The organism is Acinetobacter sp. 802_lipA (assembly GCF_058242885.1).
Map to the genome: position 1 here is coordinate 863,867 of NZ_JBZAYP010000001.1, position 21,435 is coordinate 885,301.

Here is a 21,435-nt window from a genome sequence, read left to right on the forward strand (position 1 = left end):
AAGCACCCCTAATTGAGCCAAATTTAAGGCGTAACTTGGGTAAGTGGTCGACCTAATTCCGTAAATCTGTTAAGGACTGCTACACGTGCATGGATCTCATTCACTTGGCTATCAAAACTCCTTGCACTGAGTTTATCTCCTAATAATTTGATGCAATGCATCTTAGTTTCAACCAAACTTCGCCGATGATAGCCTGACCATTTTTTCCATAGTGTCCTGCCTAAACGTTTAATTGTTCGAAGTAATTCATTTCGCTCTAGCGAGCTACTCTTTGTATCTTTCCATGGTTTCGCATTTTTTCTAGGTGGAATCACCGCATGCCCTTGCCGATCTGCAATGACCTGACGGCATTGCTTGGTGTCATAAGCTCCATCGGTATAAACAGAGTCAATCCGCTCATCTTGTGGAATCTGATTAAGTAAATCACCAAGCACCTGTGAATCACTGACATTATTGGTTGTAAGCTAAACTGCTCGTATTTGTAGGGTTTTAGCATCTATACCAATATGTAGTTTACGCCATTGGCGACGATATTCAGGTCCATGTTTCTTTCGTTTCCATTCGCCCTCACCTAGAAACTTCATGCCTGTAGAGTCCATGAGTAGATGCAGTCCATCGCTACTTTTTGGTAGCTGATTACAATATCAATATGCTTTTGTCTTCTACAAAGCGTGGTGTAATCTGGAGCTATCCAATTTAATCCGCAAAGTTTAATCAGACTTTGCACAAAGCCAGTGACCATACGTAAAGACAGACGGAATAAGGATTTAATCATTAAGCAGCATTGGATGGCTGCGTCGGAGTAGGTTTGATTTCGCCCTTGTTTGCCTTTTGATGGCGCATACCATTGCGTAGCAGGATCAAACCAAATGGCAATATTTCCGCGACTCATGAGTGCTCGGTTATATGCGGGCCAATTGGTTGTGCGGTAGATTTTGTGTGTAGGCTTCTTCATTTGAAAATTATATCGCTGAAAAACCCTTTACAGATAGGTTTGTGCAACAAAGCCTTAGGGGTGGCGACAATTGAACTCAATAAATAAGGCATTGTTATTTACAAGTTTTGAAAAATTAAATTACTCAGTGATACACATAGTGATACAAGATACCCTTTATTGAGTTGCAAATGGGTCATTTTACCTCAGTCAGTTTTAGCGCCGAATTCAGCGACATTACAGACGAAATTCGAAATGTCCGCTGTTGGTTTGGTTCTAAATTGATTACTTCATCAACTTGAGCGTATGGGCAAAGTGATGATGCGGCTAAATCAACTTTCACATCGTACTCTTGAGGCTTTAAATAAACCGTTGCATGTTCACTGGGCTTCAAGGTAAATGCTTTTTTGCCATCCACATATACCCGATGATTACACGCTGCACCCCAAGCCCCGCCATCTCTAATGATTGTTAGGCTTGCGTTGCGTTCACTTGTCTTCACGCGGTTTTCTTCTTTTATATACATTCTATCGGGGCTTACTTCTTTAGCGTTACTTGAAGCCGTTGGGGTTGTTGCGCACCCGCTAAGCATTGCAATTGTAACGAAGCTGATAAGGGATAGTTTTTTCATGTTTTTAGTGCCTTTGTTTGTTGTTTTAAAAATAATGCCTTAAATATGACCGCATATATGCTCTATTTGATCATGGTTTGCTCTATATTGAGTTTAAATTTAAAAGAACAATAAACCCTACAGCTAACCACTAAAAAATCAAATACAGGGAAAATAGGGGCATAAAGGCTTGAGACAAGGATTGGCGAAAAATACTCCGCGCACGACACACGCTATACACAGCACAATGAGCTAATTCTCTAAGACTTCGCTCATTGTACTTTTTTATGATTGCGCCTTACTCACTGATGAGCAAATACTCACCGCTTACATTTTGTATGATCATTCCGTTTTCTATTTTTTAGAACGGCCATCGATGTTAAGTTTGTGAAAGTTTCTTGTGTTGCTGAGTCAGCAAGGTTTAGAAATTGTTCTTCCGTTAGGGTTTCTACTTTCATGATTTTTTCCTCGGTTTATTATGGGTGGTTATAAATTGTTCTAAACCGATGTTATTGGAAAAACCGAGATAAGCGGTAACTTAACATGATGATTTTTTAACCAATTTATTTATAATTTTGATTGTTTTTCTCGATAAAAATAAGGATAGATTTGAGTTAAATAAATTTCGCTATTTTTTTAATACTCCATTCCTTTTTATTGGTTCGTCAGTTCGCTTCGCGAACTTCCTCTCACTGTTAAATATTATTCCCGCTTGTTGGGTAAATTCTTGTTTAAATATTAAGTGGTGTATATGCCCTATAAGTTAATAGGCAGACAAACACCGCAAAATCACCTTGTAGACTTACTGCGGTGTGGGATTCAGACGTTCGAGCTTTAAAAAAAAGTGAGTAATTATTGCGAAAAATGCTCAATCTAAAAAGTGAGTAATTATTGCGAAGTCTGTCTACCATAAAATTGAGTTATTATGGCGAAGTTACTCTACTTGAAGTTGCGCTTTAAGTTACTCACACACTTACTCAGCAAGCTGTTTAACTCAGCATGTTTGATCAGTAATTCATCAAGGGTGCGTTTATGGCGGCTGTTACTGTAGTGTGCATCATTCCGCTTTCCAAACGTGCCCACGGACTCCATATAGAGCTTCTTGTCTTGCTCGGTTGCTTTGTTACTTTGCTTAGTGAACTTCAAATGATTAAAGGCACATTGAATTATCTCAGGCAAGTTGCCTAGGCCATTATCAACTCCAAGCTCCGACACAGCGCAATTGACCTCTGTTCTTACCCTATACTCACTCTTATTGAGGTTTAGACGGCGGTCTGTCGTCTTGTAATATGATCGATAATAGACGGGTGAGTCTTTAGGATTTACGCCGATACAATAACCATCTTCTAGTTTTTCTAAAAGGTGAATAGGGGATGTTGGGATCGTTTGGAATTCGCCTTGTTTTTTATATACGCACTGATTGGTCGAGTCTTTAACGTATGCCAATGATTTGTAGAGCGCCGTAAGCAAGCCTTTGCTTTTAGCGTTATAGAAGTCGAGTGAGGCTTCTATGCGGGCTACTTTAATGTCCGTTTGCTTTACGCCGTAATGCTCCAAGGGCTTGATAACTGCATTTAATCCTTTCTTGGACTTCACGTTATGCACTCGAATAGTAAATGTGTTTGACTGCTGCTCTAATCCATTGTGATCGGGTTCAACGTAGTAGCCGACGCCTGTCTTTTCGGTTAAGTGCTTTTTAATCTGTTGGTATGTGGTGGGTTTATTCGCCTCAAACTGCAAAACAATAAAATCGATTACAGGTTTAATTTCGATGCCCATTGCCTCAAAATCATAGCTGTGTATGTTGCTGTAAATTTCCGCTTCCCAGGCCTGGGCTAACTTTGCATTATCAGCATAACGCTGATGCATAACTTGTAATATTTGTTCTAGGTCTTCATTCGATACTGTGGGCGGTACGGTGATTACTTTGCTTTCATCTGCTGAAGATTCTAATAGTAATTGGTCAAGCTCGGCGTCTAGTCTTGCCGTTAACAACTCAGCGGCATTGCCACCAAGTGATAACACTTTGCTCGCCAATTCATCTCGACCACAATATAAGCTGTTTAGTTTGTTGAGGGTTTCAGCGTCGCTTTCATAATTAGAATTGACGTAAGTGAGTGAAGCCATATAATCAGCGGTGTAAATTGCGTTCATGTTAAGCTCGTCATAACGTAATGATTAACGCCGCTGTGATTCGTACCCGCAGCGGCGTTTGTTTTTAACTCGTGATTACGCCAATTATTTTGACGTATTCATCTGTTTAACCAACTCGATTTTAATTTCATCGTGTTTGAGTTCGTGTCCTGCTGCTGCATAAAAGTCAACCGCGTACTGACATGCTTTATTGATCCCCGCCTCTGTGTTAAGGGCAAAAACTCCGTCATTTTCCTCAATGATGTTTAGCACAATTTCGCTAATGTCTTCTTGGCTTAAAAGTTTAAGTGACTCAGCCGCTTGCTGTGTTAGATGTTCCATTTTTCTTCTCCCTATACAGCCAGACACATGGTTTGCTTATGCCACTGAACAAGCTCTGCATAATCAAAATATACATGCGCCTGTTTTGATGTGCCCATCTTGCAAAACTTCGGAAAGGAAGGGTCTTTTTGCATTAATTTATTTAAGCCGTCAACGCTCAAGCCAAGAGCCTTCGCAGCCTCTTTTTTGGGGATTCTGATCGGGGTAATATGGTGCATTTTGAAATATCCATGTTTATCTGTTTTCATGAATATTTATACAGGAGAATACTTACTGCCATAAAAGTGGCAGTAAGTACCAAATGTTGTTTTTTTAATCAATCATGATGTTTTTATTTTTGCTTTTGGGTTCGGATTCAAAATTGCTCTCATTCGCTCTTTTAACCTCTTTAAGCCGCTAGCTTCGATTTCCTGTTTATCTAATTGCCAATCTATGTAAGTTGACCTAGTTTTTCCACTTGGTAGTTCGCCTTTTTCAATAAGATACATTTTTTCCCACAACTCTATAGCAAGCCCTAATTCGGGTGCATAGAATTTATTTTCCTTATTTTGCGCCTGATGGAATGATGGAATTGACTTAATTTGATCTTCGTCAAAGAGAAAATCTCCCCTTGTAAATTTTTTACCTACTCCAAGTTCAGCAACTACCAAAGCTAACTCAATTGATTCGTGATCCTTTATTTCATGGAACTTTTTAACGACTGTGTGCGTATTTTCGTTAATTTTACTTTTAAGTAGCACATACTCGCCGACCTTACCGCACTTCATAACTAAAACAATCTCTATTGGTATGCTCTCGTCCACCAATGCGTTGCATAATTCACGAGTGTTAGTTGGCTCAATACCTACCTTGAGATAGCCCTTGTACTCAGTTTCTATCTTTCTGGCAAGATAATCGCCATCTACTTTGAACCCCTGTGCAAACACTTCGCAAATGTCATATTTTCCCCTAATATAAATGTCTAAATAACCATTAGAGACATAGTGCATTAAAGTGAACTCATTACACTTTTGCTTTGTTAGCTTTTGAAGTTCGGCAATTGCCTCTGCATAATTAATCATGAAAATTAGTCCCTGTCTTCTTGAATTGAATCACGCTGTCATCTGCTAGTTGCTCTAAATGATCTGCATACCACTGCATAATATTTTTACGGTCTGGCAAGTAATGAGCCTTGTTATACACCCCTGCTACACCGTCTTTAACATGGGCTAAAGCCGCCTCAATATGACGTTCATCAAAACCACGATTATTTAGCAATGTACTCGCAATATGTCTAAAGCCATGTGGTGTCTGCCTGCCTTGATAGCCCATGCGGCGCAAAGCCATAATGAATACCGTGTCTGATTTGGGCGCATGATTATTTGTTCTACTTGGAAATAAGTAATCAGACTGACCATTTAATAACTTTAAGCTACGAAGTAATTGCACCGCTTGAGTCGGTAATGGGACAATATGCTCGCGGCGTTTTTTCATACGGTCCGCGGGGATATTCCAAAGGCCCTGCTCTAAATCAAATTCATACCACTTCGCTTCTCTTAACTCACTAGGACGACAAAACAACATAGCTAAAAGCTGTAACCCTATTCGACTGTCTAAGGTCGGGTAGCCATTAATAGCCCGCAGTAAGGCAGGCAACTCCCTCTCACTTACATGAGCCATATTTTCTTTTTTGCCTTTCTCTAAAAACTTACCTATACCTTCAAGGGGGTTATAGTCTATCCGCCCAGTAACTTTTGCATAGTCGTAAATATCTCTACACATCGCGGCAATGCGGTTCACTTGCTCGTAAATTTTGAACTTTTGCTGTATTCCCTGTAAGTGATTCATCCATTCGATCGGTCTAATGGAGGCAAATAACTTCTTCCCGAATGTGGGAAAAATATGCTTCTCTAATGCCCCTTTGTTTCGAGTCATCGTATCCGCGACCCACTTATTGAGCTTAGTGTCTAACCACTCACGGGCCAAAGCTTCAAATGTCGCCGTGTTATCTTCAAGTTCTTTCGCTTTACGGTCTTGTTTTGTGATAATTGGATTTAAACCGTTGCCGATGTCATTTAGCAATTCCTGTGCTTTCTTACGTGCTAGCTTTCCCTTGATTGAGGGATATCCGCCAATACCTAACCATGACCATTTCCCATCTAGCTTTTTAAATCTCAATTGCCATGATTTAGTACCATTCGCTTTGACAAAGAAATAAAGCCCATTGCCATCAAGCTCGCGATAATCTTTATCTTCTGATTCTAGGTTTTCCAGAACGGTATCTGAAAGTGGTCTTTTTTTTATATCTGACCTTTTCATTCTTGTATCACTGTGGTTTCAATAATTATCGAATGATACAAGGTGTGATACACAGCAAGCAATACTATAGTTATTGATGATTCTTTATAAATACACATAAAAAAGCCCTGAATCCGTTAAGATTCAGGGCTTTCCAATTCATAAGTCGTTATTTAACGTCATGTGAATTTATAAAATTGGTGGAGGTGGCGTCAATCGAGCTCAAATCCTAACCCATTCATTCTAAATATATTTTATTGAATAAAAAAATTCATTGACCCAATTTTGACCCAGATTAGATTTAGTGCATTGAATCACTTTAAAATCTTGTTCAAATCCGAATTCAGGATTTGAAGTGACGTACGGCATTATAGCAGAAAATTACACCTAAAAATAAATGCAATGTTATAACATTACAATTAACTCATTATGATATTAATAATCACATCAAACTCAGTATAGTTCAATTTTTTAATTTGTACTTTTGCTTAGGACTCTTAGGCTTATCAGGAAGGGTACGTTCAATCACACCTGCTTCTAATGCTGGAGTTAAATAATTTTTTTGGAATGTGGCTCGATGGGACAAGTCCAATAGAGCCATAAGCTCAGTTAAGCTATATTCTTTCTGCTCCATATTCTGGATGAGACGTTTAACTTGATCGCTAACTTGTACGCTAGCTTGAGCGGTATCTTGATCGCTGGCATCAGAACTAAGTATTGCATCTAGAATCATCTGCAAAATAAACTCAATAAAAGGTGCAGAATCTGAACGATCTGTGCTCGCTTGCAATGCATCGTAATAAGCTTTTTGGTTTTGATAAATCAAGCTTTCTACAGGGATGTTGAGAAAAATAGGATTCCACTGGCTTAAGATTAAAGTTTGCCATAAACGCCCCATCCGCCCATTGCCATCAGCAAATGGATGTATAAACTCAAATTCATAATGAAATACTGAACTCTGAATTAATGGATGCTCATTACCTTCAGCCAACCACTGTAATAACTCTCTCATTAAACGCTGGACTTGATTTGCAGGCGGAGCCATATGCACGACTCGATCCCCTGACATCACACCAACACCGCCATGACGATACTGTCCAATTTCATCAATCAGTCCTGTCATCAATATTTGATGTGCTTTCAGCAAATGCGATTCTTGATCAGGATTCCAATCTTGAATTTCTTCATATGCCTTTAGGGCATTACGTACCTCTTGAACTTCTTTAGGTGGAGCGATAATGGTCTTGCCATTCAGAATCGCTGTGATTTGCTCTGTACTCAAGGTATTTCCTTCTATCGCTAAAGACCCTTGAATCGTTCGAATACGATTGGCTTTTCGCAATTTAAGGCTATCTTGGATTTGAGTTAATGCAGTCAAACGCCCTATTGATTCACTAATTTGTGCAATCAAGTGAATAATTTTAGAGGTGATCGTATAAGGCGGTTGATATTTCATGCCATTCCTCATTGATGTAAAAACAAAGCACAGTTGATTAAACTCTAAAATATTAATATTTCATAGCTTAGTGAGTAATATCTGCTATTAACATGCTTATCTTTTCTGAAACAGTGAGCTCACTAATCGCTATTTCTTTTAAAATAAACCTGTGCATTCTCGTTAAAATACGTAGGTTTCTTCATTACAGGACAACATTATGTTTATTTATGCCGACTTCTCACAACTCGTCATCATCAAGCCAGAGGATTACCATTGGGTAAAATCTCCAGGAGGTGAAGTCGATAGAATGATGCTTGATCGTATTGGCGATGAGAAAGCACGTGCAACTAGTCTTGTGAAATACGCACCAGAATCTGCCTTTCCTGAACATCAACATCCTTTGGGTGAAGAAGTCCTCATATTGTCAGGCATTTTTACCGAGAATGCTGAAGATGATTATCCGGCAGGCTGGTATTTACGTAACCCCCATCATTCAACTCATCGGGTTTCCAGTAAAGCAGGTTGTTTAATCTTTGTGAAACTGATGCAAATGACTGAACATGAGAGAGAACCCACCCGGATTAATACCAATGATCCAGCGAATTGGAAGCTTACCGAACATCGGATAATATGCCCATTATTTCAATCGAAACATGAGCAGACCTATTTAGAAAAGCTAAAACCTGATCAAATTTTCGTAGAGAAATCAGAACAAGGGATTGAATTGTTCATTATTAAAGGTCAATTATTTTGCGGCACTGAAATATATCCAGCAGGTTCGTGGGTCCGTCTTCCCCTCAATAGTGCTGCTAAATTTCAGGCAGGTCCATCAGGCGCAACGCTTTATGTCAAAACTGGTCATCTACAACATGCCATAGATGTGTGGGTGAAATGAACAATAATGTGTTTCCAAAATGAAGCTGTCTCGTGTCTAGAATACTTGGAGCAGTTCACTTACCACTTTTAAAACCCATACAAAATGTAATGATATATCACTACATTTCTGATCTTTCTTTTTTCATGTATGATCGACTAAGACAAATTCAGGGATAAGGTTATGTTTGAAACTATTGATGATTTAAAGAAAAAATTAGATCAACATCGCCCTCTCTCTCCGTCAATTGTCAAAAATTTACAAGAAGATCTTATTGTCCGCTGGACCTATCATTCCAATGCAATTGAAGGTAATACACTCACCCTGCTAGAAACAAAAGTAGTACTCGAAGGTATTACTGTTGGTGGAAAGGCATTAAGAGAACACTTCGAAGCGATCAATCATAGAAATGCGATTTACTATGTTGAAGATATTATTCGGAAAGAGGAGTCTTTTTCTGAATGGCAAATTCGTAATATCCATCAGCTTATCTTAAAGAATATTGATGATGATAATGCTGGACGTTATCGTCAGCAAAATGTCCTGATATCAGGTGCTACGTCTACCCCGCCTGATTACACGTTATTAAATGACAAGATGGCTCAATTCGTAGACTGGTATAATAGTGAAGCACATAAACTACATCCAATTGAACGTGCAGCCAAAGTACATGCTGATTTTGTTGGCATTCATCCATTCATTGATGGCAATGGGCGTACATCACGTCTATTGATGAATCTTGAATTATTAAAAGCTGGCTATCCGCCTTGTGTTATCACTGTTGAAAATCGCTTGGCTTACTATGAGGCTTTGGATCAGTGGATGGCATATGGGAAGACCGAAGCTTTTATTCAATTGGTTTCGGATGCAGTAATCGAAGGATTTAAACCCTATCAAGTAATTTTGAATTTAAATTAAGGATTTGGCCAAATAAATATTTCAAATATATTTGCAAGACAAAGACCTATCCATAATTAATCTTCACATTTTCTAAATTACATCCTAGACTGTTTGTCTAACCATGCCTGGAACCCAGACCAACTTTTAAAATCATCCACCGCACGTACAATACAATTTGGACTACGTTCCAAGAGCATTTTACTTAAGGCGCTGCCCGGCCCAATTTCTAAGACAACATCAGGCTGATTTTCTTGTATTGCACTTAAACAAGCATCCCAATCAATCGCATGATTCATTTGGTGAATCAATGCATTCACTGCATCTGTAGTCTTAAAAAACTTATGCCCACCTGAACCACTAATCATGGCCGTGCATAAACCAACAAAGTCTTGCTGCTGTAAAACCTGCTGATAGGGCTGAACCGCTGCATTCATACATACGGTATGCGATGCAATGGTGACATTCAAGCGTTTAACAAAACGTGTTCCTCGCAATTCAAGTTGCTGAGCCAGCTGCTGTAAATTTGCATTAGCCCCACCCACAACAAAACTACTATCACTCAGTTTGATGGAAAGTGCGGTTGCCGTTTCCGTCAACAACGGTTCAAGCGTATTGAGATTGATACCCTGAATAGCCATTAAGCCACTTGCGTGCTGAGTGGCTGAAGACATCAACGAGGCACGCTGCTGGGCTAAATGCAGGCCTTGCTCCAAACCAGTTTGTGTTGCACAAATGAGTGCACTTAACTCTCCGAGTGAATAACCTGAGAAGCTCATAAGGTCTTCAATCTCAGGTTTTAACTTTTGCCAACGACACCATTGCAAAGCAAAAATAAAAGGCTGCGCGAACTCATTCTGATACAGATCCGCTTCGGTTAAATCGGAACAAAATAGCTTCGGCAAATGCTGCTTTAAAATATCTGATACATGAAGCTCACCAGCCAGAGTCAGCAGCTCTTGCACATGCGCTAAGCTTTGGAGTCCTTGCCCACTAAATATGATTGCAAAATTCATGTTCCACCTTCAGCATGAATAAAGTCACCCCCAATAAATCGGCACTGCCTCCCGGACTTAAGCGATGCTGAACGAAATAATCTTCCACTTTAGCCACATCTTGCATCCAATTGTGTTGTAACACACCGCCACGAGCCAAAAACTGCTTGGCTAGATCCTGCACAATATATAAGGCAGATAAACCACCGCGCCAAACAATATTGGTATCTTGTACATAGGCCATCAAACTAAATAAAGTCTGAATTGCAGCCTGCTGTGCATTGGCCGTTTTGGTGTAAATGTCGATATACGTTGGCAAGGCAACATCCATCACCGTTTTAAAACCTGAAGCCACTTCTTCAATCGCCCCAGTGATGCCATATTGACTCCGCATACGTTGCCCATGACTGTTGGGATTTCGCTCTAAATGATGTAACAGCTCATCCTGCCAAGTGCTTTGAATTTTTTGACTGATTGAGCCTGCATTCAACGAACTATCAGTTGCTAGACATTGCCCGACTGCTGCACTGGCAAAACCCAAATTAAAAACTGCCCCTTTATGGGTATTAATCTGCTGAGTTGCAGCCATCATTTTTTGTTCAGCTAAAATGCCACATTGTCGAATCTCTTCAAAATCGGCATCGCGATACCCATTTAAACATTGCGCCTGAAAATAGCCCTGTAAAGCATCCACACTACATTTGAACAAGCTAAAGTCCATGTCACGATGACTGCCCTGCGAACTTGGACAAACCAAACCAGGCTTATGCTCTAAACTGGCTTCATCTAATAACGCCATACATGCCAAACGGTCTAATGTTTCAGCAGTAGCGATAATGCTTGGACATAAAACTTCATGTGGTTGTAGCATTTGCATATTCAAGCTTCCCTTCGAATAATTGTTCTAATCTCAGCATCTCGACACGCTGAATTCCTTTGACGATCACTTGCTGGTTCATTTCAGGAAAAACAGCAATTAATTCATTAAATGACACATGCCAGTCTGGATGTATTTGAATCTCGCCATCCAAGCGCATAGAACTCTGGGTTTGGACTTGTTGAATGAACTGTAAAATTTCTGGTACATCATGTTGATGCTGTGGATACAACAACAGATCTAAGTCTGAAGTCGGCCTGACATAAGCCTCCTGCGTAAGAGACTGATAGGCATAGGAACCATAAACATATACTTTGCAGCCCAATTGTTCTAAGTTATCTGCAAAATCACTCAGCACTTTAGCTTGTAAGATCTGCGAGTCAGTTTCTAACAAAGCCTGTAGAGAAAGCGGTCGAGTAATCTGCTTGATCTCGTGTTTCTCTACTAAGCACGCCACACGATATTTATAGCCCTCAACCAAGCAGTTGATCGCCAGCTTCACTTGTCCCACATCCATATCGTCCTGCCGACAAACGGTCATTGGAATATATTGGCTCAGCAGCTGATACACCTTGTGTTTCACTGTTTCTGGTAAAGAAACATCTAAAAAATGTAAGGTTGCTGAATCACGAAGATAAGCTAAGTCATGACGATCCATATCTGCTTCCTTAACTGTGGACAACTTTCTCAATAATAGTATTACACAGCACACGCCCTTGACGTTGCTGCCCCACCACACGGCGTTGATCTGTCCGATAAGCTTCAAGATGTTGTTGTTGATTTAACAGTGCTTGGCTGACCCAGTCTGTCTCCAAATCTGGCCAAATGGCATTGATTGCGCCCATTTTGTAAAAGTTTTCTGCCCCTGGGGCAAAGATGGCTGAGCTTTGCGACAACTCTTTTAACTTTTCGACTGGAATTTTAGTGACCCGTGCCATCGCGTTTAAGTCCATGACTTTCACTTGCGAATCACTGAGTGCATAAACTTCGTTTGCCATGAGTCCATAAGAGAGAAAGCCGCCACTAACCGCTTGACCGAAAATAATCGCAAGGTTGGCATGTCCACTACGGCGTAATAGATCTACACAAGACGCCAAATGCGCGAAGGTACGGTTTAAGCACAGTAACTCATCGGCACGGGAAAGATCTTGGCCTTGCGTATCCACAATAAAGACCACGGGAGTTTTATTGCCTTGTTGTACCAATTTCAAAATTTCTGAGGATAATTGAATGGCAATGTCTTGATTGATGGGTGCTGCATTAACTGTACCCAAAATCCGTACTGGACCTGCGTCTGTCTGCGCATTGCCCTTAATCACATAACCTTCGATCTGATAATCCAGTTGACGCGGAAACAACTGTTGTAAAAGTAATTCTGTATTCATGAGCTCATCCTTGCTTTAACAACACAACTTCATGGGCAGACAGCATCGGAATTTTTTCTGGCTGTAAAATTCCCATGTCATGCCAAATCTGTAAACCATCATTTTTACCAAACCAGCGTTGGTACTGCTGCTCAAGCTGTTGCTGCTGTTGCAATAATTGTTCTAAGTCTAAAGGAGCTGCCTTAGCATCTAGCTGCGTTAAAATCGCATCACGAATATCGGCAATATCATCCTCAACCAAAGCCTGTACATGATTGAGTAAATAACGATGTTTCCCGCCTGTGACACGCCAAACCAAAGCACGATCTTTCGAGTCAAACTCTTCGACGCCTTTCACTGTTTCAATCACTTCTGGCCCAGACAGTGCCAAACGCCCTTCTTCCGTCATGATGATGGCACTACTCAAACATGCGCTGATACCCATACCACCAAAGGCGCCACAGGTGCCGCCAATCACCGTAATAATCGGAATCCCCGCATTTCTTACCTGCAACATGGCGCGCATAATTTCGGAAATGGCGATGAGACCGGCATTGGCTTCATGCAGACGCACGCCGCCTGAGTCGACAAAAAACAGTACTGCTTGCGCTTGATCTTGAATGGCTTTATGTAAGAGACCGACAATTTTCGCCCCGTGGATTTCACCCACAGACCCGCCCATAAACTGACCTTCTTGCGCCATAATATGTACTGGTGTTCCGTTTACACGCGCTGTACCAATAATCACGCCATCATCAAAACTACCTGGAATATCCAAAGCAGACAGGTGCGGGCTAACCTCCACCTCCGTTGGCTTTAAGATTTCTTTAAAACTCTGAGCATCCACAACTGCTTGAATACGCGCACGTGCGGTTTTTTCATAAAAACTGTTTTTGAGCATCACTTGATCCATGTTCTATACTCCCTTAAACATAGATATTGCTTGGCTTAAGCGTAGATTCACCACCGCTGGGGTCGCGCCCATATCATTTAACTGAAATTTAAGCCCTGCTACTGCATGACGTTGTGCAAACTCATTCAGCACAGACTGCCAAACATGTTGAAAACCGACGGCTGATGTCGTGACTTCAATCTGACAAATATCCGCTTGATCATGCTGTGAAACCAGAACTTCTAAATTTCCAGAACCAACGACACCACAAATAACAGCCGCTTGTTCAGCGCTCAGCGGTGCTGATTGTAATTCAAATTTTAACTTTTCCATGTCGATCACCAATTTCTAAAGCGACTTGGGGGACTATATAAACCACCCGACCATTTAACTAAATCTTTCACCGATTTTGCCGCCAACAAATCACGACTGACCTGTGTTGGATCGATACCCAAATCTTCTGGACGTTGAATAATGCCTCGCTGGCGTAACTCTTCCACTTTGGCCTCATCACGCTGCATCCCCACTGGGGTATAACCAGCCACACCACGGATGGCTTGTTCTCGTTCTTCTGGAGTACGACATAACAGCAAGTTAGCAATACCTTCTTCCGTCACAATGTGTGTGACGTCTTCGCCATAAATCATGATGGGCGGGAGTTCACTCTCCATTTTGTCCTGCAACTGCCACGCATCTAACTCTTCAACAAAAACAGGATGCATATGTTCACGGTACGTTTCGACCAGTTGCACTACCAGTTTGCGACCTTTAATCAGTTTGCCATCGACTGCTTCACGACCTGCTTTGGTATAGGCATAACTGGCATGACGGCGTCCATGCGGATCAGAACCCATATTTGGTGCACCACCAAAACCAGAAATACGGTCTACAGTTGCCGTAGAACTGTTGCCTTGTAAATCAATCTGTAAAGTCGAACCAATGAACAGATCACAAGCGTATAAACCCGCAGTTTGACTAAAAGCACGATTGGAACGCATGCTACCGTCACTACCCGTAAAGAACACATCTGGACGTTCTTTAATATAATCTTCCATCCCCACTTCAGAACCAAAGCTATGGATCGATTCGACAAATCCACTTTCAATCGCTGGAATTAAAGTTGGGTGCGGATTCAAAGCCCAATTGGTACAAATCTGTCCCTTTAGTCCTAAGGATGCCCCATACGTAGGCAGTAACAATTCAATCGCCGCAGTATCAAAACCAATACCATGATTTAAACGTTGAATTTGGTAAGGCGCATAGATGCCTTTAATGACCATCATCGCCATTAAAATTTGCACTTCGGTAATTTGTGCAGGATCACGGGTAAACAACGGTTCTATATAGTTGTGCTTGGGACTTTCGATATAAAAATCGACCCAATCCGCGGGTACATCGACACGCGGTAACTTATCGACAATTTCATTGACCTGCACAATCACAATGCCGCTTTTAAATGCAGTGGCTTCAATAATCGCGGGCGTATCTTCGGTATTCGCACCTGTATAAAGGTTGCCCTCACGGTCAGCCGCATGTGCCGTAATCAGGCAGACATTTGGCGTCAAATCGATAAAGTAACGCCCATACAGCTCGAGGTAAGTATGGATCGAACCAATACTAATTTTTTGCTGCTGAACCAATTGTGCTAGACGTAAACTTTGTGGGCCTGCAAAGGAAAAATCGACCTTAGAAGCAATGCCTTTTTCAAAGACATCAATATGACTGGGTAAAGCCAATACCGACTGCACGATATGTAAGTCATGAACCACCTCTGGATTACACTGACTTAAACTCTTTGACAAAAAGTCGGCCTGCTTTTGGTTATTACCTTCTAAACAAACGCGATCACCACTGGAAATTACCGTTTCCAAAAGTTCAATCACCCGAGCATGCTCAACTTGTTTTGCAAAGCCTTTTTCTTTGGCTAGATTCAACTTTTCTTGTCTACGGGTGCGCTGCTTATCCCATAAGCGCGTCTTAACCATTTGGTTCATGGGGTCACCTTTATGCTGTGCTTAGCCGAAGATGGCATTAATTGTGAGAAAAAATACAGAGGGTCCAAGTAAGCAACCAAGACCTGTATAAAAGGTTGCGACCAATGCGCCATAGGGTACTAAACGCACATCAGTTCCTGCCAAACCTGCTGCTGTACCACTGGTCGTTCCCGCCATTCCACCAAAAACCATGGCAGAACGTGGACTTTTGAGATACATAAATTTTGCAAAGATTGGTGTACCCACCATAAAGAACACTGACTTAATTAAGCCAATTGCAATCGATAATGCAATCACTTCTGAGCTTGCACCAATGGCAGAACCCGTTACTGGTCCAACGATATAAGTCATCGCACCTGCGCCAATCGTGGTCATCGAAACGGGGTCTTTATAGCCCATCAACCACGCCACCATTGCACCAATCACAAACGGAATCACGCAGCCAAGTGCAAGTGCGATCAAACCCACCTTTCCTGCTTTTTTCACTTCTTTGACGTCAACTTCAAACGCTGTTGATGCAATGGCCAAGTCACGAATCATGGCGCCACCGAGTAAAGCAAAACCTGAAAAAATGGCGATATCTGAAATGCCCTTTTCACCTTGAGTATAAATCCCTGCAAAATATGCCAAGACTAGCCCCATAGTGATGGCGATGGCTGAGCTTTGTAACTTCCCTTTGGTGAGGTATTTCGACAAAAGATGCGACACATACATCATCAAACCAGTCACTGCGAGCGCCGCGACGAGGGCATTTTTGGTAAAAACCGTAATTATTTCTTCCATTGCGTTTCTTCCTTGTAACCGTATAACTGATTGTTATTTCGTGTTAAGACAACACCCTTGTCCTTAAGCGGTTTTTTCAGTCGGCTCTACAGCCCATTCGTAGCTTTCGTAGTCACCACTGGATTTATTCAACCAACGAATCACCAATACCGTACCGATAAGCGAGGCAACCGAAACAACAAGCCCCAACATCCCGCCCGACATAGCAGCAACTACGTTTTGGCCTGCCGACATGGCAACCACAATCGGGATATACATACCTGACCAGTACAACACACCAAATTGAGTCACTTGCGGTAAGTGCCCACGTTTCGCTAACAGTTCCTTCGATAGAATTAATAAAATCATGGCGATGGCCACACCACCTACATTGGCTTGCACACCAAGAGCAATCCCGAGGGCATTGCCTAGATAAACACCAAGTAAATGGCAGACTGCCAATATGGCTGTTCCGTAAATAATCATTGCTGAATCCTCCCTGGATCATGCAGCGCTTCTAATAATCTGACTTATAATTTGCTATAGTTATAGCTTATCTGTATCCAGCGTACAATGCTTTGTACTCAAATAAACATAAATTGTATACAATTTTTGGTGATGTATGACTTCAATTGCGGAACTTCCTCTTTCTATTCAAATTAGTAAAAAGTTAGAGGATGATATTATTTATGGCTTTTTTCTACCTGGGACTAAGCTAGATGAACAAGAGCTTTGCGAACGCTATGGTGCTTCACGCACCCCGATTCGTGAGGCATTAAAGCTATTGGCCGCTGAAGGTTTGGTTGAAATTCGCCCACGTCGTGGTGCAATTATTCCAGCCATTAATTCACTTACCCTTTGTGAAATGTTCGAGGTGATGGCTGAATTAGAAGCCATGTGTGGACGTTTAGCAGCACGGCGCATTCAACCTGAAGAAAAGCAAGAATTACAGCGCTTACATCAGTTATGTCAGGACTATTTAAATCAGAACGATTCAGAAAATTATTATGAGGCCAACCGTTTATTTCACTTTGCCATTTATCAAGCCAGTCATAATGCCTTTTTAATTGAACAAGCCTGTACTTTACACAAACGTTTGCACCCGTACCGTCGCCTACAACTCCGCGTTAACCATCGAATGAATCATTCATTTTCAGAACATAGCGCAATTTTAGAGGCCATTTTTGCAGGGGATGAACAAGAAGCTGAGGCTTTGCTGAAAGCGCATGTGGTGATTCAAGGTGAGAAATTTACGGACTTTATTTCAACCTTAGAACATTTAAAATTATAAATATCTATGGCGGCATCAGATTTGGATTTTCTAGTAATAATATTTATGCCGCCTCTCTTCTGAGATGGTGTCAGTTTAACTCGGAATAAATATCCATTAAAAACTTAGCATTAGCTTAAAATTCAATCTGGATTTATACCCAATTTTACCCTTCCTTTATAAACTTTTAATAACCAAGGCAATTCGCAAACAATACTATGGCCACAGGACGCAAGAAACGTCAATACTTAACTTTAGTCATGGCCGATGATCTAAAGAAGATCGACCTTCAGCATATCGACCAGACTAATGAATCAGATCTCAATCTACTTGTTCGGATCTCAAAGCAAAATGACGCTGAAATGGTGATTAAAAAGATCGTTTACTAATTTTTAAAGCTGGTACCGCAAAAACTGCTTCTGGTAAAGATTTACCATTAATCACCATTACCCGTAAAAATGGCGACCAATTCCGTTATTCAAAGCAAGACCGTGACTCAGACTATACGGGTGTATCTACAAGCTACCATGTCACTGGTAAAGCCAAACGTGAAAAGGTTATCACTGGTGAGAAAGGCAAGGTGAAACACTTAAAAGGGACATTTACCAACAAAGCCGAAGCTGAACGTGTGAGTGCTGCGAAGATGGCTGAGATTAAGCGCCAAATGGCGAAATTCAGCATCAATTTAGCGTATGGTGTACCACAAATCAGTACAGGGTCCCCCATTAAGCTTCAGGGCTTTAAAGCTGAGGTAGACTAGCTGAAGTGGATCGTTGAAAAAGCTACGCATAATTACTCTATAAGTGGTTTAGCTACACAGCTCGAATTTGGGACATCTTTAAAATAAGGTCTTTACTATATACACTTAACCTAGACTAAAGTTATGATGACATAAATTATTCATTGTTACTGATATATTATAAAAATCACTAATTCCGTATAATAAATTCAGGGGAAAATAATGCCTGTAGCATCTAAAATATGTGAGCTTGTAAATAATAAAAGTAAACCAAACTGGTGGCGATTCACCATAAATCGAGCCATTGAATGTGGTGAGTTATCATCTGTAGAACTTGAGGAAGCATATTTAATTGCTAAAATGGAATTTGGACTAGAAGAAAAGTGTGCAGACTACACTTCATTAATTAAGCCAGTAGAACTTACGGGTTATCATGAAGAAGTAGAAGAGACAAGATTAGTTTCTATTGGAAATACAACTAATATCTCAAATCTTGTATCACAAAAAAAAATTGAATTTTCAACTACTGGATTAACAGTTATTTATGGGCATAATGGGGCTGGAAAATCAAGTTATGCAAAAATACTTAAGAATGCATGTCTAACCAGAGGTGAGCCACCAGAACTAAGAAGTAATATCTTTCAAGAAAATGCTGGGATACCAACTGCTGAGTTTCATATAGAATCAAATGGTATTTCTGAAATAATAGAATGGAACAATAAGCTAGAACCACATCCTCGCCTAAAATCAATTAGAGTCTTTGATACAAGCTCATCAATTCACTATTTATCTAAGACTGGTCCCTTAGATTTCAAACCTACTGCTTTAAAATTATTGGATGAATTACTAAAAACAAGTGAATTCATAATGAATAAAGCAAAAACAGAAGAAACTTTTTATGCTGCGGCCACTGTTCTGCCAAAGATGAATTCAAATACAACACCTAGCAAATTAGTTATAAGCGCATCTTTAGATCCAAATCAAGTAGATCTGCTGTGTGCAACGCAGGAAGAGTTAAAAGAACTATCTGACCTACGGGTTGAAGTATTGGAATTAGAAAACAATACACCTGAAAAACTTCGAGAAAAATATAAAAATAGAAGATTAAGACTTGTCCCACTTCAAGTATTCCTGACATCACTTATAAATGAATTAGGATCTGAAAAATTTCAACAAATTAAAGAATTACATGAAAAAAAAGTTCAGACAAAAAATGCAGCAGACTTGTTAAGTAAATCAACTTTTTCTGAATTACCCATATCTGAAATCGGATCTGAAGAATGGATGACAATGTGGAAATCCGTTAAAAATTTTATAGAATGTTTAAATAACAATTTTCCACTTTTAGAAGGGGATCATTGTCCGACTTGCTTACAAGTAGTGGATCATGCAACAGCTGCAAGACTTTTAACATTTGATGAATATCTGCAGAATGAATTACAAAAAGAAGCTGCAATTGCATTAGATAATTGGAATGCTGTACTAAAAAAAATTAAGAAATTAAATTTCTCTAAAACTCCCTACGAGGCCATACTCAATGATATTAAAAGCAAAGATGAAGCGTTTAGTCTCCTTTTATATAATTTAATTGACCAATTAAATGAACGGGCAAAAAGTATATTAAAAGATATACCCTCCTTTGATTTTGATGATATAAATTTAGAATCATTAACAAGGCTTAATACTCACATTTTAAAATTAGAAGAGCTTGAAAAAACAGTATTAAATGATGATATTAAAATAAAATCCATTTTATTAAAAAAACAAAGAATCTTGGAAATTGAAGATAGAGAAAAAATAATATCGGTGAAGGATCAAATAAAAGAAGAGATAAAAAAAGCGATAAAAAATGAATTATTTAGTAAAATTAAACGATCAACTTCTACTACCCCTATTACTTTATTGAATAATGAAATAACTAGTTCTGGCTCTATTGGTAAATTACAAGAATTCTTTAACATTGAATTAAAAAAACTAGGTTTTAATCATTTCAACGTTAATACACTTACAAAAGGGACAAAAGGTAATCAAAAATTTAGTCTTGAAATCTCAGGAAAAAATGTGAATATTCTTGATATTGCCAGCGAGGGTGAACAGAAATGCATTTCTTTAGCAGGATTTTTTGCTGAATTAACTGCTGATAATCGAAATTCTGCGATTATTTTTGATGATCCAGTAAACTCTCTCGATCATATATGGAGGCTAAAATTCTCTAAAAGAATTGCAGAGGAGGCAAACAAGCGCCAGGTTATTGTTTTAACACATGATTTACCTTTTCTGAAAATGCTTCAAGAAGAGGCAACAAATATAAAAATCAAAGCTATTACTCGACATAATAAAATAACAGGAATACCACTTGATAGTCCGCCATGGGATGCTTTAAAAACTGTCGATAGAATTGGGCAACTTAAAGTAAAAGTAGTAGAGGCCAGAAAAGCAGCAAAAAACTCAATAGAAGAATATCAACATCATGCATGTATAATTTATGGAAAAAAGAGAGAAACATGGGAAAGACTTGTTGAAGAATGGTTAATTAAAAGTGTTGTTGAACGTTTTAGCCGTGAGATTAAAACTCAAAATACAAGATATCTAACAGATATCACGGAACAAGATGTCCAAAAAATTTATGCCGCTATGAGTAAGTGTAGTACCTATATGAATGGACATGATATGGCTGAAGCGATGTCTGGTGTTTTTCCAGATATTGATGAGTTAGAAAGTGATTTAATAGAACTGGAAGATTACTTCAAAGAGTTAAAGAAAAGAAGGAATTAAGCTCTTTTTTTATTATATTTATAAAATTAAAAAAGTCCTCTGATGTAAATTGAGGACTTTTCTTTTTTTATATCTAAAATAAAATGAAATATTATCTCAAATCATCTAAATTCCCACTAAAATTTAAAAAATCTTGATATAAAGCAACTACCCAGTCTAGGATCACTGCGACTTTATTTTTTATTTAGGAACAGGTCAGGCAGATTCAAAAAGCTATAAATAAGGAATAATAAAAAAGCCCTCTTAGGAGGGCTGACTTTAG

Annotated in this window: 22 protein-coding genes and 1 pseudogene; 6 read left to right on the forward strand and 17 right to left on the reverse strand. The window is 39.7% G+C overall.

Annotated features, from left to right (window positions below; all coding sequences use genetic code 11):
• Window positions 1–23 precede the first annotated feature (23 nt).
• From AC4CU3_RS04320 to AC4CU3_RS04355, 8 genes and pseudogenes are all read right to left on the reverse strand, one after another.
• Window positions 24–955, reverse strand: a pseudogene (locus tag AC4CU3_RS04320) (IS5 family transposase).
• 175 nt (window positions 956–1,130) lie between these two features.
• A complete protein-coding gene (locus tag AC4CU3_RS04325) occupies window positions 1,131–1,565 on the reverse strand; it encodes a hypothetical protein (RefSeq protein WP_279044652.1) in 435 nt (144 codons plus the stop codon).
• Between the two features lie 918 nt (window positions 1,566–2,483).
• Window positions 2,484–3,698, reverse strand: coding sequence for a hypothetical protein (locus AC4CU3_RS04330; RefSeq protein ID WP_279044654.1), 1,215 nt, complete (start codon window positions 3,696–3,698; stop codon window positions 2,484–2,486).
• An 84-nt stretch (window positions 3,699–3,782) separates the two neighbouring features.
• Entirely contained in the window at window positions 3,783–4,019 is a 237-nt protein-coding gene (locus AC4CU3_RS04335) for a hypothetical protein (RefSeq protein WP_279044657.1), read from the reverse strand.
• Between the two features lie 11 nt (window positions 4,020–4,030).
• Window positions 4,031–4,267 carry a transcriptional regulator gene (locus tag AC4CU3_RS04340; protein ID WP_279044660.1) on the reverse strand — a complete coding sequence of 79 codons (237 nt, stop codon included), beginning with the start codon at window positions 4,265–4,267 and terminating at the stop codon, window positions 4,031–4,033.
• Between the two features lie 72 nt (window positions 4,268–4,339).
• Entirely contained in the window at window positions 4,340–5,080 is a 741-nt protein-coding gene (locus AC4CU3_RS04345; RefSeq protein ID WP_279044663.1) for a hypothetical protein, read from the reverse strand.
• Window positions 5,073–6,317 (reverse strand): tyrosine-type recombinase/integrase, encoded by a 1,245-nt coding sequence (locus tag AC4CU3_RS04350; protein WP_279044665.1) that lies wholly within the window; start codon window positions 6,315–6,317, stop codon window positions 5,073–5,075. The genes AC4CU3_RS04345 and AC4CU3_RS04350 overlap by 8 nt, the downstream gene beginning before the upstream one ends.
• A gap of 442 nt (window positions 6,318–6,759) precedes the next feature.
• Window positions 6,760–7,752, reverse strand: coding sequence for a Fic family protein (locus tag AC4CU3_RS04355; protein WP_129716578.1), 993 nt, complete (start codon window positions 7,750–7,752; stop codon window positions 6,760–6,762).
• A 199-nt stretch (window positions 7,753–7,951) separates the two neighbouring features.
• On the opposite strand from AC4CU3_RS04355, the gene AC4CU3_RS04360 reads away from it, so the two are divergent.
• Both AC4CU3_RS04360 and AC4CU3_RS04365 read left to right on the forward strand, forming a co-directional pair.
• Window positions 7,952–8,629 (forward strand): cupin domain-containing protein, encoded by a 678-nt coding sequence (locus tag AC4CU3_RS04360; RefSeq protein ID WP_279044669.1) that lies wholly within the window; start codon window positions 7,952–7,954, stop codon window positions 8,627–8,629.
• 162 nt (window positions 8,630–8,791) lie between these two features.
• Window positions 8,792–9,526 (forward strand): Fic family protein, encoded by a 735-nt coding sequence (locus tag AC4CU3_RS04365; RefSeq protein WP_279044671.1) that lies wholly within the window; start codon window positions 8,792–8,794, stop codon window positions 9,524–9,526.
• Between the two features lie 77 nt (window positions 9,527–9,603).
• Here AC4CU3_RS04365 and AC4CU3_RS04370 read toward each other — a convergent pair whose 3' ends face one another.
• The 9 genes from AC4CU3_RS04370 to madL form a co-directional block, all read right to left on the reverse strand.
• Complete coding sequence (locus tag AC4CU3_RS04370) at window positions 9,604–10,521, reverse strand: acyltransferase domain-containing protein (RefSeq protein ID WP_279044672.1); 918 nt, start codon at window positions 10,519–10,521, stop codon at window positions 9,604–9,606.
• On the reverse strand, window positions 10,499–11,377 hold the full coding sequence (gene mdcB / locus AC4CU3_RS04375; protein WP_279044675.1) for a triphosphoribosyl-dephospho-CoA synthase MdcB: 879 nt from the start codon (window positions 11,375–11,377) through the stop codon (window positions 10,499–10,501). Before mdcB ends, AC4CU3_RS04370 begins: the two co-directional genes overlap by 23 nt.
• Window positions 11,355–12,035 (reverse strand): malonate decarboxylase holo-[acyl-carrier-protein] synthase, encoded by a 681-nt coding sequence (gene mdcG / locus AC4CU3_RS04380; protein WP_279044678.1) that lies wholly within the window; start codon window positions 12,033–12,035, stop codon window positions 11,355–11,357. The genes mdcB and mdcG overlap by 23 nt, the downstream gene beginning before the upstream one ends.
• Window positions 12,036–12,045: 10 nt before the next feature.
• Window positions 12,046–12,762 carry a biotin-independent malonate decarboxylase subunit gamma gene (gene mdcE / locus AC4CU3_RS04385; RefSeq protein WP_234951290.1) on the reverse strand — a complete coding sequence of 239 codons (717 nt, stop codon included), beginning with the start codon at window positions 12,760–12,762 and terminating at the stop codon, window positions 12,046–12,048.
• A gap of 4 nt (window positions 12,763–12,766) precedes the next feature.
• Window positions 12,767–13,654, reverse strand: a complete 888-nt coding sequence (locus AC4CU3_RS04390) for a biotin-independent malonate decarboxylase subunit beta (protein WP_348924626.1) — start codon at window positions 13,652–13,654, stop codon at window positions 12,767–12,769.
• Window positions 13,655–13,657: 3 nt separating this feature from the next.
• Window positions 13,658–13,966, reverse strand: coding sequence for a malonate decarboxylase acyl carrier protein (gene mdcC, locus AC4CU3_RS04395; RefSeq protein WP_016166424.1), 309 nt, complete (start codon window positions 13,964–13,966; stop codon window positions 13,658–13,660).
• Between the two features lie 5 nt (window positions 13,967–13,971).
• A complete protein-coding gene (mdcA, locus tag AC4CU3_RS04400; RefSeq protein ID WP_259234311.1) occupies window positions 13,972–15,627 on the reverse strand; it encodes a malonate decarboxylase subunit alpha in 1,656 nt (551 codons plus the stop codon).
• 21 nt (window positions 15,628–15,648) lie between these two features.
• Complete coding sequence (gene madM / locus AC4CU3_RS04405; RefSeq protein WP_004981504.1) at window positions 15,649–16,410, reverse strand: malonate transporter subunit MadM; 762 nt, start codon at window positions 16,408–16,410, stop codon at window positions 15,649–15,651.
• Window positions 16,411–16,473: 63 nt separating this feature from the next.
• A complete protein-coding gene (gene madL / locus AC4CU3_RS04410; protein ID WP_104500039.1) occupies window positions 16,474–16,875 on the reverse strand; it encodes a malonate transporter subunit MadL in 402 nt (133 codons plus the stop codon).
• 136 nt (window positions 16,876–17,011) lie between these two features.
• Here madL and AC4CU3_RS04415 point away from each other — a divergent pair, with 136 nt between their 5' ends.
• The 4 genes from AC4CU3_RS04415 (at window position 17,012) to AC4CU3_RS04430 (ending at window position 21,173) form a co-directional block, all read left to right on the forward strand.
• Window positions 17,012–17,680 carry a GntR family transcriptional regulator gene (locus AC4CU3_RS04415; protein WP_279044693.1) on the forward strand — a complete coding sequence of 223 codons (669 nt, stop codon included), beginning with the start codon at window positions 17,012–17,014 and terminating at the stop codon, window positions 17,678–17,680.
• A gap of 197 nt (window positions 17,681–17,877) precedes the next feature.
• The gene (locus tag AC4CU3_RS04420; protein ID WP_279044696.1) at window positions 17,878–18,048 is read left to right on the forward strand and encodes a hypothetical protein; all 171 of its coding nucleotides are present in this window, start codon (window positions 17,878–17,880) and stop codon (window positions 18,046–18,048) included.
• A 191-nt stretch (window positions 18,049–18,239) separates the two neighbouring features.
• On the forward strand, window positions 18,240–18,419 hold the full coding sequence (locus AC4CU3_RS04425; protein WP_279044698.1) for a hypothetical protein: 180 nt from the start codon (window positions 18,240–18,242) through the stop codon (window positions 18,417–18,419).
• Between the two features lie 201 nt (window positions 18,420–18,620).
• Window positions 18,621–21,173, forward strand: coding sequence for an AAA family ATPase (locus AC4CU3_RS04430; protein ID WP_490737990.1), 2,553 nt, complete (start codon window positions 18,621–18,623; stop codon window positions 21,171–21,173).
• Window positions 21,174–21,435 lie beyond the last annotated feature (262 nt).